At 74.1% G+C, this 14,237-nt stretch carries 13 protein-coding genes; 4 read left to right on the forward strand and 9 right to left on the reverse strand.

The features are described 5' to 3' along the window. Nucleotides 1–202: 202 nt before the first annotated feature. Both ACFYPD_RS21510 and ACFYPD_RS21515 read left to right on the forward strand, forming a co-directional pair. Nucleotides 203–1,744, forward strand: coding sequence for a gluconokinase (locus ACFYPD_RS21510; RefSeq protein WP_387116180.1), 1,542 nt, complete (start codon nt 203–205; stop codon nt 1,742–1,744). 46 nt (nt 1,745–1,790) lie between these two features. After that, entirely contained in the window at nt 1,791–3,308 is a 1,518-nt protein-coding gene (locus tag ACFYPD_RS21515) for a GntP family permease (protein ID WP_387116183.1), read from the forward strand. A 48-nt stretch (nt 3,309–3,356) separates the two neighbouring features. On the opposite strand, the gene ACFYPD_RS21520 is transcribed toward ACFYPD_RS21515, so the two are convergent. From ACFYPD_RS21520 to ACFYPD_RS21540, 5 genes are all read right to left on the reverse strand, one after another. Continuing rightward, nucleotides 3,357–3,674 carry a putative quinol monooxygenase gene (locus tag ACFYPD_RS21520; protein ID WP_387116185.1) on the reverse strand — a complete coding sequence of 106 codons (318 nt, stop codon included), beginning with the start codon at nt 3,672–3,674 and terminating at the stop codon, nt 3,357–3,359. Between the two features lie 18 nt (nt 3,675–3,692). Then, nucleotides 3,693–4,451: a MerR family transcriptional regulator gene (locus ACFYPD_RS21525; RefSeq protein ID WP_387116188.1), complete on the reverse strand. Its 759-nt coding sequence runs from the start codon at nt 4,449–4,451 to the stop codon at nt 3,693–3,695. 156 nt (nt 4,452–4,607) lie between these two features. Continuing rightward, a complete protein-coding gene (locus ACFYPD_RS21530; protein ID WP_387116192.1) occupies nt 4,608–5,240 on the reverse strand; it encodes a hypothetical protein in 633 nt (210 codons plus the stop codon). Between the two features lie 128 nt (nt 5,241–5,368). Beyond that, the gene (locus tag ACFYPD_RS21535; RefSeq protein ID WP_387116195.1) at nt 5,369–7,633 is read right to left on the reverse strand and encodes a putative bifunctional diguanylate cyclase/phosphodiesterase; all 2,265 of its coding nucleotides are present in this window, start codon (nt 7,631–7,633) and stop codon (nt 5,369–5,371) included. A 150-nt stretch (nt 7,634–7,783) separates the two neighbouring features. After that, nucleotides 7,784–8,302: an ArsR/SmtB family transcription factor gene (locus ACFYPD_RS21540; protein WP_387116198.1), complete on the reverse strand. Its 519-nt coding sequence runs from the start codon at nt 8,300–8,302 to the stop codon at nt 7,784–7,786. Nucleotides 8,303–8,358: 56 nt separating this feature from the next. Between ACFYPD_RS21540 and ACFYPD_RS21545 the strand changes: the two genes are divergently transcribed. Beyond that, the gene (locus ACFYPD_RS21545; RefSeq protein ID WP_387116201.1) at nt 8,359–9,312 is read left to right on the forward strand and encodes a S41 family peptidase; all 954 of its coding nucleotides are present in this window, start codon (nt 8,359–8,361) and stop codon (nt 9,310–9,312) included. A gap of 21 nt (nt 9,313–9,333) precedes the next feature. Here ACFYPD_RS21545 and ACFYPD_RS21550 read toward each other — a convergent pair whose 3' ends face one another. From ACFYPD_RS21550 to ACFYPD_RS21560, 3 genes are all read right to left on the reverse strand, one after another. Continuing rightward, nucleotides 9,334–10,833 (reverse strand): hypothetical protein, encoded by a 1,500-nt coding sequence (locus ACFYPD_RS21550; protein ID WP_387116204.1) that lies wholly within the window; start codon nt 10,831–10,833, stop codon nt 9,334–9,336. Between the two features lie 31 nt (nt 10,834–10,864). Then, entirely contained in the window at nt 10,865–11,944 is a 1,080-nt protein-coding gene (locus tag ACFYPD_RS21555; RefSeq protein ID WP_387116207.1) for a hypothetical protein, read from the reverse strand. A gap of 224 nt (nt 11,945–12,168) precedes the next feature. Beyond that, entirely contained in the window at nt 12,169–12,402 is a 234-nt protein-coding gene (locus ACFYPD_RS21560) for a zinc-ribbon domain-containing protein (RefSeq protein WP_151465241.1), read from the reverse strand. Nucleotides 12,403–12,523: 121 nt separating this feature from the next. Between ACFYPD_RS21560 and ACFYPD_RS21565 the strand changes: the two genes are divergently transcribed. Next, on the forward strand, nt 12,524–12,853 hold the full coding sequence (locus ACFYPD_RS21565) for a YciI family protein (protein ID WP_091269466.1): 330 nt from the start codon (nt 12,524–12,526) through the stop codon (nt 12,851–12,853). 64 nt (nt 12,854–12,917) lie between these two features. Here the strand turns inward: ACFYPD_RS21565 and ACFYPD_RS21570 are convergent, their stop codons facing one another. Continuing rightward, the gene (locus tag ACFYPD_RS21570) at nt 12,918–14,126 is read right to left on the reverse strand and encodes an RNA-guided endonuclease InsQ/TnpB family protein (protein ID WP_387116210.1); all 1,209 of its coding nucleotides are present in this window, start codon (nt 14,124–14,126) and stop codon (nt 12,918–12,920) included. Between the last annotated feature and the right edge of the window lie 111 nt (nt 14,127–14,237).

Below are 14,237 nucleotides of genomic sequence, written 5' to 3' on the forward strand. Positions count from 1 at the left end.
TGTGGCGCGGGGGTGGCAAGACACGCGCAAGTCGCCAAATTGACCGAAAGGGTGATTGCGCGACACGTTAGGCGGAATGTTCCGCGTCCCGTGGCCGTGCCACGTGCGGCGCCGCTTCGCCGTGCGAGGGGGTCGGCGCGTCGGTAACGTCAGCCGCAGGGCGGGACGCGCCGCGACCCCCGGCACGCGAGGAGGTGCACCGGTGGGCGACCCGGCCGTCGTGGTGGGGGTGGACATCGGCACCACCAGCACCAAGGCGGTCGCGTACGACACCGGTGGCCGGCAGCTCGCCACCCATTCCATCGGCTACCCCCTGGAGGAGCCGCACCCCGGGTACGCCGAACAGGACCCGGTGCGGATCTTCGACGCGGTGGTCGGGTCGATCCGGGCGGTGGTCGAGGAGCTGCCCCGGCCGGTCGCCGGCCTGTCCTTCAGCACCGCGATGCACAGCCTCATCGGGCTGGACGCCGACGGCACCCCGCTCACCCCGTCGGTCACCTGGGCCGACTCGCGGGCCAGCGCGCAGGCCGAGCGGCTGCGCGCCGTGCCCTCCGGGCTGGCCATCCACCGGCGCACCGGCACCCCGGTGCACCCGATGGCGCCGCTGCCCAAGCTCGTCTGGTTCGCCGAGCAGCAACCCAAGCTGCACGAGCGGGTCGCGCACTGGGTCGGCATCAAGGAGTACGTGCTGCTGCGGCTGGCCGAGGCGCTGGTCATCGACCACTCGGTCGCCTCCGCCACCGGACTGATGAACATCCACCGGCTGGCCTGGGACGCCGAGGCGCTCCGCATCGCCGGGATCACCGAGGAGCAGCTTCCGCAGCTCGTCCCCACCACCCACGTGCTGCCCGGCCTGGCCGCCGGGGCGGCCCGGGCCACCGGCCTGCCCGCGGACACCCCGCTCGTGGTGGGCGCCGGCGACGGGCCGCTGGCGAACCTGGGCCTCGGCGCGGTTCACCCCGGCGAGGTGGCCTGCTCGATCGGCACCAGCGGCGCCATGCGGGTGATGGTGGAACGACCCGGCGTCGACCCGCTCGGCGGCGTCTTCTGCTACGCCCTGACCGAGCACCGCTGGGTGGTCGGCGGGGCGATCAACAACGGCGGGATCGTGCTCCAGTGGGCCAACGAGGCGCTCGCGCCCGAGCTGGGCGAGCACGCCGAGGAGGAGCTGCTCGATCTGGCCGCCGGGGCGCCGGTCGGCTCCGGCGGGCTGATCATGTTGCCGTACCTGCTCAGCGAGCGGGCGCCGCACTGGAGCGCGCTGCCCCGCGGCGCGTACGTCGGGCTGACCCACGGCCACGGCCGGGCGCACCTGGTCCGGGCCGCGCTGGAGGGCGTCTGCCAGCAGCTGGCCCTGGTCCTCGCCTCGGTGCGGGCGGCCGGCAACGAGGTACGCGAGGTCCGCGCCAGCGGCGGCTTCGCCCGCAGCCCGCTGTGGCGGCAGATCCTCGCCGACGCGCTCGGCATGCCGGTGCGCTTCCCGGCCGGACACGAGGGCTCCAGCTTCGGCGCGGCCCTGCTCGGCATGCAGGCGCTCGGCCTGATCGAGTCGATCGAGGTCGCCGCCGACCTGGTCCGGATCGAGGAGACGGTCCACCCGGACCCCGCCTCCGCCGCCACGTACGCGGCCCTGCTGCCGCTCTTCTCCGAGCTGTACGACGCGCTCGTGCCGACGTTCGCGTCGCTGCGGCGGTTGGCCCCGAGCCTGCCGCCGGAGCCACCACCCACCGCTCCTCCCCAGTGATCGCCCGTCGCGGAGGCACGGACGACTACCGAAGGTCGTGATTGCCGTGGTCACACTGCTCGCCGCACCGGCGCAACCCCTCACCAACGCCGGTGACACCCAGCTCGTCATCGCCGCCCTGCTCGGCATCGCCGCGGTGGTGGTGCTCATCGCCTGGGGCAAGGTGCACCCGTTCCTGGCGCTGATCCTCGGCGCGGCCGTGCTCGGCGTGGTCGCCGGGGTCAGCGCCGACAAGATCGTCACCTCGTTCAGCGGCGGGGTCGGCTCCACCGTCGGCGGCGTCGGCCTGCTGATCGCGCTCGGCGCGATGATCGGCGGCCTGCTCGCCGAGTCCGGCGGCGCGGACAGCATCGTGGAGCGGGTGGTCAGCCGGGTCTCCGGCGGCGCGCTGCCCTGGGCCATGGCCGGGGTGGCCGCGCTGATCGGGCTCCCGCTCTTCTTCGAGGTCGGCGTGGTGCTGCTGGTGCCGATCGTGCTGCTGGTCTCCCGCCGCGTCGACGTGCCGCTGATCAAGATCGGCATCCCGGCGCTGGCCGGCCTGTCGGTGCTGCACGGGCTGGTGCCGCCGCACCCCGGCCCGCTGGTCGCGATCGACGCGCTCGGCGCCAACCTCGGCCAGACCCTGGCCCTCGGCCTACTGGTGGCGATCCCCACCGTGATCATCGCCGGGCCGGTCTTCGGCAACTTCATCGCCCGCTACGTGCCGGCCACCGCCCCGGAGGCGCTGCTGCCCACCCGGCGGCCGCTCGCCGTCGGCGGGGACCGGCGGCCGACCCGCCCCGGCCAGGGCCGGCTCGACGCCGACGGCGACCTGGTGACCGAGGACGACCTGGTCAACCCCGGTGCCGGCCGCCCCGGCGCACCGATCGACGAGCCGGTGGGCCGGCGCGCCCGCCGCGAGCCGGCGCTCTGGGCCGCCGTGGTCACCGTGCTGCTGCCCGTGGTGCTGATGCTGCTGCGCGCGATCGGCGAGCTGACCCTGGCCGAGGACACCGGCGGCCGGAAGACGCTCGACATCATCGGCACCCCGATCGTCGCGCTGCTGGCCGGCGTCATCTTCGCGATGATCTTCCTGGGCTACCGGACGGGGTTCAGCCGCAGCCAGGTCTCCGGCTTCCTGGGCGGCTCGCTGCCGGCGATCGCCGGCATCCTGCTGATCGTCGCCGCCGGCGGCGGTTTCAAGCAGGTGCTGGTCGACGCCGGCGTCGGCAACCTGGTCGCGAACGCCGCCGAGGGCGCGAACCTGTCGCCGCTGCTGCTGGGCTGGCTGGTCGCGGTCGGCATCCGGGTCGCCACCGGCTCGGCCACCGTCGCCACCATCACCGCCGCGGGCATCGTCGCGCCGCTCGCGGCCACCCTCCAGGGCCCCGAGGTGGCGCTGCTGGCGCTGGCCATCGGCTGCGGGTCGCTGTTCTTCTCGCACGTCAACGACGCCGGTTTCTGGCTGGTGAAGGAGTACTTCGGCCTGACCGTCGGGCAGACCATCAAGACCTGGTCGGTGATGGAGACGATCATCTCGGTGGTCGGCTTCGCCGGCGTCCTCCTGCTCGACCTGATCCTCTAGCGGACGCTAGTCGCGCGGGCGCCCGGCCCGGCCGGTCGGGCGCCCGCGTCACGGCGCCTCGACGCCGGAGATGCGGAACCGGTGCACCTCGGCGCCGAGGATCGCCGCCGCCTGCTCCCCGTCCGGGCCGGAGCCGCGGAAGTCGAGCAGCTGCTCGTCGGACTCCCACCGCTCGTAGACGTTGATCCGGCCCGGCTCGACCAGGTCCGCGCTGACCGCGAAGTCCACGCAACCCGGCGCCGAGCGGGCCGCCCGGACGACCTCCGTGCAGGAGGCCAGGTAGGCGTCCCGCTGGGCCGGGTCGACGTAGAGGGTGCCGGCGACGATGAACAACGTGACCTCCCGAGGCTGAGCCGTCCGGCCCATCCTGGCACCCGGGGCGGATCAGGCCCGGCTGATCGCGTTGGCGTGGATCGCCTCGTTCAGGTACGCGGCCAGCCCCGGCCGGATCCTCTCGAAGTACGCGGTGAACCGCGGGTCGGCCACGTACATGTCCGCGAGGCCGGTGTGGATCTCGTACGAGCAGTCGTAGAACCACCGGCTGATGAGCTGCCGGTGCTCCTCGGCCAGCGCCATCGCCTCCGCCGAGTCGGCCGGGGCGCCCGACTCCACCAGCGCGGTGATCCGCCGCGCCCAGTCCTCGTTCTCGGCCTTGTTGCGCAGCCAGTCCTCCTTCGAGTAGCGGCTGACCCGCTCGGTCGACTGCCGGTACGCGTCGGTGCCGCCCCAGCGCCGCTCCGCCTCCTCGGCGTGCTCGTCCGGGTCGAAGTCCCCGAACACCTCGAACCGCTCCTCCGGGGTGAGCTGAATGTCCAACTTTCTCGCCTCCATCGCGAGTTCGATCGCCGCGACCATGTCCCGCAGCGTCCCGATCCGCCCGCTCAGCAGCTCGTGCTGCCGGCGCAGGTGCGGCAGCGGGTCGCCGCCCGGGTCGTCGAGGATCTCGGCGATCTCCTCCAACGGGAACCCCAGCTCCCGGTAGGCCCGGATCAGCTGCAGCCGTTCCAGGTCCGCATCGTCGTAGCGGCGGTAGCCCGCCGCGGTGCGGCCGCTCGGCGAGAGCAGCCCGATCTCGTCGTAGTGGTGCAGCGTCCGGACCGTCACCCGGGCCGCCCGCGCCACCTGACCCACCGTGTATGCCATGGGTTCCCTCCCTTCCGCCACCAAGGCTCCCGCCTCCCGTTGCGTGAGGGTCAAGCCCGATTCTGCGGCCGGCGCGGCCGGGCCGGCGCACGAAACGGCGATCGCCCCCGGCCTCCCGTGGGGGGTGCGGGAGACCGGGGGCGATCGAGGACCGGGTCAGGTGGTGACCCGCTCCCTCTCGGGGGCGGCGAAGGTCTCGCTGGCGGGGGTCCGGAAGGCATGCGCCAGGCCGGCGATCGAGAGCAGCAGGAGCAGTGCCGCGCCGAGGTACATGGCCAGGGCGCCCTGCTCGGCCTTGCGGCCGAACTCGCTGAACCCGTACGAGGTGAGCAGCAGGCCGCGCAGCGTCTCGCCCTTGAACACGGTCTCCCGCTGGGCGCTGACGTCGGCGAGTTGCTTCTGCAGGTCGGCCAGGTTGGCGGCCTTGGCCTGCTCGGCCTGGGCCACCTGCTCGCGCAGCGCGGTCTGCGGCGCCCCCAGGTCGGCGTACGTCTTGCCGCCGCCGATCGACGTCAGGTGCAGGCCGATGTAGGCGTTGGCGTAGCACTCGGCCTGCTTGCCGGTGGTGAGCGGCTGGCCGGCGTACTCGCGCAGGCAGTCCGACTTCTTCTCCTCGTCGCTGAGCCGGTCGGCCGGGGTGAAGCTGATGTGCTGGGCGGCAAGCTGGTCGTGCACGTAGCGGTTGGCGAAGTTGGCGTTCGTCGTCAGGACGACGCCGACGACGAGCAGCAGGACCGCGAGGCCCAGCCCACCGATGCTGAACAACAGGTCGAGCGTCCGTCGCTTCATCTCTGACTCCCGTGTGGATGGTGTCTGACGTGCTTGCCGACACCATCGTGGCGGTGGGCGGGGCACCGCCGGCAGGGCCAAATCCCCTGTCCTGTCCGGGACCTTCGACCCGGCGCCGGGCGGGCCGGTCAGCGGGCCGCGTCGACCGGGGTGAGCGTGCCGAGCAGCTCGGCCAGCGCGACCGGTCGGCCGTAGCGCCAGCCCTGGCCGTGCAGGCAGCCGATCGCGGTCACCGCGGCGTGCTGGCTGCCGGTCTCCACGCCCTCGGCCACCACGGCCAGGTCAAACGCGCCGGCCAGCCGGTTGACCATCTCCACCGTGGCGTACGCCCGCGCGTCGTCGGCGTCGAGGCGGGCCACGAAGGACCGGTCGATCTTCAGCTCGGTGGCCGGGATGCGGTGCAGGTAGCTCAGCGAGGAGTAGCCGGTGCCGAAGTCGTCGATGGCGATGCCGACGCCGAGGTCGCGGAGCTGGGTCAGCCGGTCGAGCACCGCCTCGCTCCCCTCGATGAGCGCCGACTCGGTGAGTTCCAGGGTGAGCGCGCGGGGCGGCAGGCCGGCCGCGCCGACCGCCTCGGTGACCGTGGCGATCAGGTCGGGCCGGCGCAGGTGGGCGGCGGCGATGTTGACCGCCACGGTGACCTCGGGTGCCCGTTCACGCCAGGTGGCTGCCGCCCGGCACGCCTCGTGGATGACCCACCGGTCGATGGCGATGATCAGCCCGGTCTCCTCGGCCAGCGGCAGGAACCGCGCCGGGGCGAGCACCCCGAGCCGGGGGTGCCGCCAGCGCACCAGCGCCTCGGCACTGCGGGTCGCGCCGGTGGACAGGTCGACGATGGGCTGGAGCTCCATGAGCAGTTGCCCCTCGTCGACCGCGCGGCGCAGGTCGGCGATCAGCTCGGCCCGGGTCACCGCCGACTCCCGCAGCTGCGGCGTGCAGGTCCGGTACGCGGACTTGCCGGCCGCCTTCGCCGCGTACATGGCGATGTCGGCGTCGCGGAGCAGGTCGGTGTGGGAGGCGTGCTGCGGTCCGTACTCGGCGATGCCGATGCTGGCCGAGGGGTGCACCCCCAGGTCCTCCTCGCCGGGCAGCGGTTCGAGGGCGGCGAGCAGCCGGACGGCGAGCCGCTCGGGCGGCACCGGCCGGTCCCCGGCGACCAGCACGGCGAACTCGTCGCCGCCGAGCCGCGCGATCATCCCGTCAGGGCCGGTCGCATCCCCCATCCGCTCGGCGATGGTGCGCAGCAGCCGGTCACCGGCGGCGTGCCCGAAGCGGTCGTTGACCTGCTTGAACCCGTCCAGGTCGAGGAGCAGCACGGCGACCGGGCCGCCGTCGCGCAGGGCGCGGCGCAGCCGCCGGGTGAAGGTCAGCCGGTTGGGCAGGCCGGTGAGCTGGTCGGAGTACGCGAGGCGGCGCAGCCGGGCGACCAGCCGCAGGTTCTCGTTGGCGGCCAGCCCCTGGCGCAGCGCGAGCACCCCGAGCAGCATCATCATGCCGATGAAGATCAGGTGCGGGGTCTGCCCGGTGGGCCGGCGGGAGACCACCACGGCGGCGATGGCGCCGCCCACCGGCAGGTAGGGCAGGGCGACCCGCCACCACGGCGGCAGCGGCGACTCGCCGGTCTCCTCCTCCTCCGCGCACGTGGGCGGCGGCGGGTACCGGGTGGCGAGGCCCATCAGCAGGTAGCTCAGCGGCCAGCAGACGTCGATCGGCTGACCGGGCGCGTAGCTGCCGTGCGCGACGAGGGAGACGTAGACGGCGTCGGCGGCGGCCCGGGTGGCCAGGCCGACCCCGATCACGGTGAGCGCCCGCCACATCGGACGGGGTGGCCCGGCGACCGCCACCAGGATGGTGAGCTGCATCAGGTCGAGCATCGGGTAGAGCAGCCCGAAGGTGCGCAGCGGATCGGCCAGGTCGGCGGCGGCGAGGTCGCGGAACACCACCACCCAGCCGATCGGGATGAGGGCCAGCCCGACGATCACCCCGTCGAGCAGGGTGCGGGCCTGCCCGACCAGGCTGCGCGGGGCGGCCACGGAGCAGAGCAGCGCCGCGGTGCCGGTGACGATGCCGGCGGTGAACAGCCCGCCGACCAGCGGGGTGTGCGGCAGGTCGTGCCCGCCGAGCCGCTGCACCGTCCACACCGTCCGGCCGAGCGCCGCGAGGATCATGGTGGCGGCGAGCAACGCCCAGAACCGGCGCAGCGGGGCCGGGTGCCGCCGGGCCACGCCCGTGCAGGCCACCGCCGCCCAGCTCGACACCGCCACCGCGCCGAGGTCGCTGACCAGGGCCGCGCCCGGCAGGCCGGCGACCAGCCACACCGCTTCCCCGAGTACGACGAGGGCGGCCGCGACGAGCCCGACACGGCCGGAGAGCGGGCGACGGGCCGGCGCCACGGCGGCGAGGCTCACGTGCTGCTGGGGGACAACGATTCGCTCCGGCTCTCTCTCGGGCGTGCACCCTCGTCGATGCTGACCGGTTGCGGACGGCGAACGGCGCAAGCCTAGTCAGCGCCTGGTGCCGCCGCCAGAGCCGATCGGCGTCGGTCACCGCCCCGGCGGGCCGGGATGCGCGGGGTCGCCGCGACGGTAGAGGGAGACCAGCACGCCGTAGCGGGGCTGGTCCGGCCCGGCCTCCTCGGCCTCGCCGACGAGCGCGTCCAGGGTGGACCGGAGCCGCTCGGCCTGGGCCGGAGTGAGCCGCAGGTGGCGCAGGTGCAGAAGCGGGTCGGGGTCGCCGGCCAGCTCCTCGGCGACCGCGCCGAACAGCGCGCCGGTGGCGCCGGCGTCGACGGTCTCGCCGACGAGGCGGCGGAAGGCCCGCTCGTGGTACTGCTCGGTGCCGCCGCGGACCTGCCGGGTGTGCGCGATGCGGACCATGCCGGCCTCGGTGAGCACCTTGAGGTGGTGGGCGACGGTGCCCTTGGCCGCGCCGAGCCCGGTGGCGAGCTGGCTGATGGTGGCCGGCCCGGACCCGAGTGCGAAGAGCAGCCGGTGCCGGAACGGGTGGGCCAGCGCCTTGAACTGGGCCGGGGTGCGGACCTCCAGCTCGGTCTCGTGGTTCACCGCTAAAGCGTCTAATTCTCTTGACGCTTTGTCAACCGGCCTGCTCTACTCGGGACATGCGTCAGGATGAGATCACCGACATCGTCGAGCGGGCCGCGAAGCTGGTCGCCGAGCAGTACGTCTTCCCCGAGGTGGCCGGCCGGATCGCCGCCCACCTCGGTGACCGGCTCCGGGAGGGGGCGTACGCGGGAGCGGCCGGCGCCGCGGCCCTCGGCGCGCTGGTCACCACCGACCTCCAGGCGACCAACGGGGACCTGCACCTGCGGCTCAAGCACCACGAGACGCCGCTGGCCGACGTCGCCGGCGACCCGGCCGAGGAGCACTTCGTCCAGCTCGCCGCGCTCACCATGGGTGGCGTGGCCCGGGTGGAGCGGCTGCCCGGCAACGTCGGGCTGCTGGAGATCGCGCCGTACCTCTTCCCGCCGCAGCTCGCCGGCGACCTCATGATCGCCGCGCTGCGGCTGCTCGCCGGCACCGACGCGCTCCTGCTCGACCTGCGCGGCAACCGGGGCGGCAGCCCCGACATGGTGGCCCTGGTCTGCGGCTGGTTCTTCGCCGAGCCGACCCACCTGCACACCATGCACGAGCGGGCCGGGACCACCCACCAGTACTGGAGCGCCGCCTGGCTGCCCGTGCCGCGCTACGCGCCCGACAAGCCGGTGCTCGTGCTGACCGGCCCGGAGACGTTCTCCGGCGGCGAGGAGCTGGCGTACGACCTCCAGCAGCTCGGCCGGGCCACCGTCATCGGCGAGCGGACCCGGGGCGGGGCGCACCCGCGGGTCGGGCACCGGCTGCACCCGCACCTGGAGCTGACCGTGCCGGTGGCCCGGCCGGTCAACGCGGTGAGCGGCACCAACTGGGAGGGCTGCGGGGTCGCCCCCGACGTCGAGACGCCGGCCGGGGCGGCGCGCGACGCCGCGTACCGGAGGGCGCTGGAGAGCCTGCTCGCGGCGGACCCGGAGCGGCCCACGGCGGCCGAGGCCCGCGAGGCCCTGGCCGCGCTCAGCTGACGGCCGCGGCCGGCTCCCGGGTCAGGACCAGTCCTCGGCCGGGGCCTCGGGGGCGGGTGCCACGGCCGGTGGGCCGCCGTGGGTCCACGGGGTCTCCTCCGGGGCGGGGAAGGTCCCGGCCGGCAGGAAGCCGTCCGACAGGGTGGTGAGGCAGAGCCGCTCCCCCACCTCCGGCACGGTGCCCGACGGGGCGGTCAGCCCGCGCCCCATCCCGCCGGAGAGCTCCAGCACCACCTCGGTCTTGCCGTCGGCGGCCGGGGTCACGAAGACCACCTTCGCCTTCTGGCCCGGCCGGGCCGGGGAGTACAGCGTCGCGCCGACCGGCACGAGCACCGGCTCGGTGGTGACCACCTGGATCCGGGGGCGCAGCACCGGGCGCTTGCCGGTGTCGTCGACCCGCTTCGGGTCGGCCAGGGTCACGTCACCGACGAACGCCTCCCCGGTCAGCCGGTGCTCGGCCATCACCAGCGGGTCGTCGTAGGCGCGCTGCACCGCGTAGGAGGCGAGCGCCCGCTCCAGCCGGTGCAGGCGCATCGCCGCGGCCACCGCACCGTCGCGGCGCGGCTGCGGGCCGCCACCGGCGTCGACGTGCTCGGTGTGCGCCGTGAACGCGTCCTTGTCGCCGTCCCAGCGGCCGGCCACCCGCGCCCCGGCCGGCAGCGCGCGCAGCAACCCGACGCCGCGCCACATCAGCTCCCAGGTGGGCGTCAGCTGGTCGCGCAGCAGCCGCTCCAGCTTCGCGTACGCGGTCGCACGAGCGACCGGGTCGTCACCGGCGCGGGTGTACGCCTCGATGGCCGGCGCGAGCCGGTGGTTGTCGAAGTCCGGGTCGGTCGCCGGGCCGGCCGGCGGGCAGCGCGCCGGGTCCTCGGCGCGGGCGGCCGCCTCGGCGCCGCTCAGCCCGGGCGGCGGGTCGAGCCAGCCCAGCAGCGCCGGCAGGTGCAGGTCCTCCACGGCGCTCTGCCCGGTCGCCCAGTGCAGCGTCAGCGCGTCGGTCAGCGCCACCAGCGCCGCCGAGCCGGGATGCTCGGCGCGCTCGGCGAAGAAGGTCAGCCAGCGGCCGAGCAGCGGCACCGACGGGTGCACCGGGTACTCGCCGTCGGGCCGGCGGAACCGGGTGGAGCGGCCGAACAGCCGCAGGAAGGTGATCCCGGCCGGGTTCGGCACCAGCACCTGTGGGGCGTCGACGTAGCGGTGCCGGACGTCCCGGCCCCGGTCGACCGGCACCGCCTCGGTGCGGTCCCGGAACTCGTCCAGGTACGGCAGCACGATCCCGGCCAGCTCGGACGCGAACGCGAAGCGCCGGTCCCGGTTGCGGGGCTGCGGCACGACCAGCAGCCGGGCCTCGTCGGGCGCGGCCCCGACCAGGGCCGCGAGCGGGGCGTTCGCCTCGCCGGCCAGGGCGAGCGGCACCAGCACCAGCGGACGGTCGGACAGGTGCAGGTGCCGGACGGTGGCCACCGGCTGGGCCACCCCGGCGGCGACCGCCTGCGCCTGCGCCAGCGCGCGCAGGGTGCTCACCGGGTCCTCCGGGCGGGGCGTCGGGGCGTACTCATGCGGGGTGCCCGGCCAGGGCGTCGGCGCGCAGGCGCGCGGCGGCGCGCAGCAGGGCGGCGGCCTCCGCCTGCTCCGGTTCGGGGGCGCGAACGCCTTCGGCGAGCGCCAGCACGTCGGCCACCTCGGCGACGCCGCCCAGCGCCTCGCGGACCGGCCGGCCCAGCGCGCCGGTGTGGCCGCGCGCCTCGTGCCGGCAGTGGTAGGCCAGCTCGCAGGCGGCCAGGCAGTCCGGCGCGTAGTTGGCCGGGACGCCGGCGAGCGCGCCGGCCAGCGCGGCCGGGTCGGCGGTCAGGTCGGCGGTGAACCCGGCCGGCACGGCGGCGAGCAGGTCGTCGAGGCGCGCCATCCGGTCGAGCTGGCGGCGCAGCACCAGCAACTGCTTGCGCACGTCGAGCAGGCTGGCCACCGGCCGGTTGGCGAAGTCGCGCGGGCAGACCAGCACCACCTCGTGCGAGACGAGATCCGGGTCCCGGCCCTCGGCGGCGAGCAGCTCACGCAGCGCCAGCACGTAGACGGCGGACTGGATGGCGGCGGCCGCGACCTTGGCGGGATCGGCCTGACCGTCGATGATCGGGAACGACTTGATCTCCACGACGTGGAAGCGGCCGGCGAGCCGGGCGGCCACCAGGTCCGGCTCCAGGTTCACCCGGCGGCCGGCGACGTCCAGGCCGAGCAGCGGATGGTCGAAGAGCGCCGGCCCGTCCCCGGACGCGGTGAGCGCGGCGCGGGAGCGCTCCGGCCGGTCCTCGTCGCCGCCCAGGTCGGTCCAGGTGGCGCCGTCCGGCACCGGCACGCCCAGCCGCTCGGCGACCAGGCGCAGCAGCTCCGCACCGCCGTCGGCCTTCACCTGCGCCTCGAACGCGTTGCCGCGGGTGATGGCGAAGCGGGACTGGCCGAACCGGGCCGGGAAGCCGACCCGCTCGGCCAGCTTCGGCTTGTCGACCCCGGCGCCGTCCAGCGCGGCGCGGCGGGTGCAGCCCGGGTTGCCGGTCAGCGCGGCGATGGTGCGGGCGTTGTGCCGCCGGGGCGGCACGCCGCCCCGGATCTCGGCCAGGCGCTGCGCTGTGTCCGTCATGATCGCCCAGGATAGGCGCTGTGCGCTCCCGGGGCCCGCCGCCGCTCAGCGGCCGGCGGACCGGTTCCAGGGGGAACGGGGGGACCGGGCGCCCGCCGTCGGCCGGCTGCGGCGACGGCGCCGGCGACCGGGCGTGCACGGCGGGCGCGAGACGGTGTGCACCGGCGCGGCCGGCGGGGTGACCGGCTGGCGGCCGATCAGCCAGCAGAGGAAACGCGCCACGGTCAGCCGACCGGGAGGCGCTCGGCCTCGGCCCGGGAGACGTCGTATTGCGCGCCGCAGAACGTGCACTGCTGCGTGTAGCGGGTGCGCACCGGGATCAGCGGGATGAAGAAGAGGGTGAACTTCGTGGCCCGCCGGGTGATGACCTGGGCGGCCCGGTTGCCACAGTTGCGGCAGACCTGGGTGACCACGCCGGACCGGTCGACCTTGGTCCGGAGCCCGAAGATGAAGAACATCGCCCGGCATTACCCCGCCGGGCCCCGGAAATCACCAGCGATATTTTTTTCCCACGGCTGTCCGGAAGCGCGGCGCCCGATCGTCAGGGTGGACAGAAGCACAACCGACAGGAGTGAAGCGATGAAGTACATGATGCTCGTCTGCACCGACACCCAGCCCGACCGGAACCCGGACGCGGCGCCCGACATCGAGAAGTGGGTGGCCGAGCGGGACGCCAACGGCCAGCGGCTGACCGGCAGCCGGTTCGCGCCCCCGTCGGCCGCCACCACCGTCCGGGTCCGCGACGGCGAGCTGCTGCTGAGCGACGGCCCGTTCGCCGAGACCAAGGAGGTGATCGTGGGCTTCGACCTGCTGGAGTGCGCGGACCTGGACGAGGCCGTCGAGGTGGCGCGCGCCCACCCGATGGCGTACGCCGGGCGCATCGAGCTGCGCCCGCTGGTCGAGGACTGATCCGGTTGACTTCCTCCCCCTCCTGAAGGAGGGGGATTCCCACCGGCCGTACGGCCGATCCGGCTTACGCCGGGCGCCTCACGGCGGGGGGTTCCTGTTTCACGGCCGACTGCGGAAGGGAGGGCCCTTGCCGTCTCACGTCAGCTCCACAGGCATCACCGAGGTTGCCCTCGGCTACGGCTCGACCAGCCGCAAGGATGTTCTTCGCCGCGTTCACGTCCCGATCATGGCGGGTGCGGCAGGTGGGGCACGTCCAGTGCCGGGTGGAAAGACCCAGAACGGCGAGCAGATGCCCGCACGCCGAGCAGGTTTTGGAGCTGGGGTACCAGCGGTCGATCACCACGAGGGTACGGCCAGCACGCTCGGCTTTGTACTCCAGCTGGCGGCGGAACTCGCCCCAGCCGCAGTCGGAGATCGCTTTCGCGAGGCTGCGGTTGCGGAGCATGTTCTTGACCGCGAGGTCTTCGATCACGATCGTGTCGGCGGCCCGGACCAGGTTGGTGCTGGTGCGGTGCAGGAAGTCCACGCGAGCGTTACGGACCTTGCGGTGCGCACGGGCGACCTTCGCCTTGGCCTTGCGCCGGTTCGCGCTGCCGCGCTGACACCGGGCCATGCGCCGCTGGTAGCGAGCAAGGTTACGGGCCCGACGGTCCAAGTGCTGGGGGTTGGCGATCCGCTGCCCATCGCTGGTCACCGCGAAGTCCTTGACGCCAAGGTCGACGCCGATCTCGTGCCCGGTCACCTCAAGCGGTTCGGGCGAGTCGGTGTCGACCGCGAACGTCACGTACCAGCGGCCATCCGGATCGCGGGAGATCACGACCATGGTCGGGTTGAGGGTGGCGATGTCGACAGCGCCGAACGACCACGCGAACGGCAGAGGCCCATTCGTCTTCGCTACGTGCAGCGCGCCGCCCTTCATCCGGAACGCCGAACGGGTGTAATGCGCCGACTGGCGAGCGCTGCGGCTCTTGAAGCGCGGGTACCGGGCGCGACCGGCGAAGAAGTTCGCGAACGCGGTGTGCTGGTGCCGCAGGGTCTGTTGCAGCGGCACCGACGACACCTCGGACAGGAACGCCAACTCCGCGGTCCTCTTCCATCCGGTGAGGGCGGCGTCGGTCTGCCTGTACGAGGTCCGCTCGCCCCGCTGGTGGTAGGCGGCGTGGCGTTCGGCGAGGGTCCGGTTCCAGACAAGGCGCACACACCCGAACGTGCGGCTGAACACGGCCGCCTGCTCGGGTGTCGGGTAGGCCCGACACTTGTACGCCGTCCTCATAGGACTGAAGTTACACGATCTGTCCTCCGGTGTAAGAAGGCGGGTTGCGCGTCAGAGGACTTCGTTCTCGAACCGCCCCGGCTCCGCCGGGGCGCTCCTGACGGAGTCCGA

Origin of the sequence: Micromonospora sp. NPDC005299 (genome assembly GCF_042872345.1) — a bacterium.
GTDB lineage: Bacteria > Actinomycetota > Actinomycetes > Mycobacteriales > Micromonosporaceae > Micromonospora.

Excerpts from the sequence above, each read along its gene's own strand:
- ACFYPD_RS21565 (WP_091269466.1), top strand. The coding sequence starts at position 12,524 with ATGAAGTACATGATGCTCGTCTGCACCGACACCCAGCCCGACCGGAAC.
- ACFYPD_RS21560 (WP_151465241.1), bottom strand. The coding sequence starts at position 12,402 with ATGTTCTTCATCTTCGGGCTCCGGACCAAGGTCGACCGGTCCGGCGTG.
- ACFYPD_RS21570 (WP_387116210.1), bottom strand. The coding sequence starts at position 14,126 with ATGAGGACGGCGTACAAGTGTCGGGCCTACCCGACACCCGAGCAGGCG.
- ACFYPD_RS21555 (WP_387116207.1), bottom strand. The coding sequence starts at position 11,944 with ATGACGGACACAGCGCAGCGCCTGGCCGAGATCCGGGGCGGCGTGCCG.
- ACFYPD_RS21525 (WP_387116188.1), bottom strand. The coding sequence starts at position 4,451 with ATGGCATACACGGTGGGTCAGGTGGCGCGGGCGGCCCGGGTGACGGTC.
- ACFYPD_RS21545 (WP_387116201.1), top strand. The coding sequence starts at position 8,359 with ATGCGTCAGGATGAGATCACCGACATCGTCGAGCGGGCCGCGAAGCTG.
- ACFYPD_RS21520 (WP_387116185.1), bottom strand. The coding sequence starts at position 3,674 with ATGGGCCGGACGGCTCAGCCTCGGGAGGTCACGTTGTTCATCGTCGCC.
- ACFYPD_RS21530 (WP_387116192.1), bottom strand. The coding sequence starts at position 5,240 with ATGAAGCGACGGACGCTCGACCTGTTGTTCAGCATCGGTGGGCTGGGC.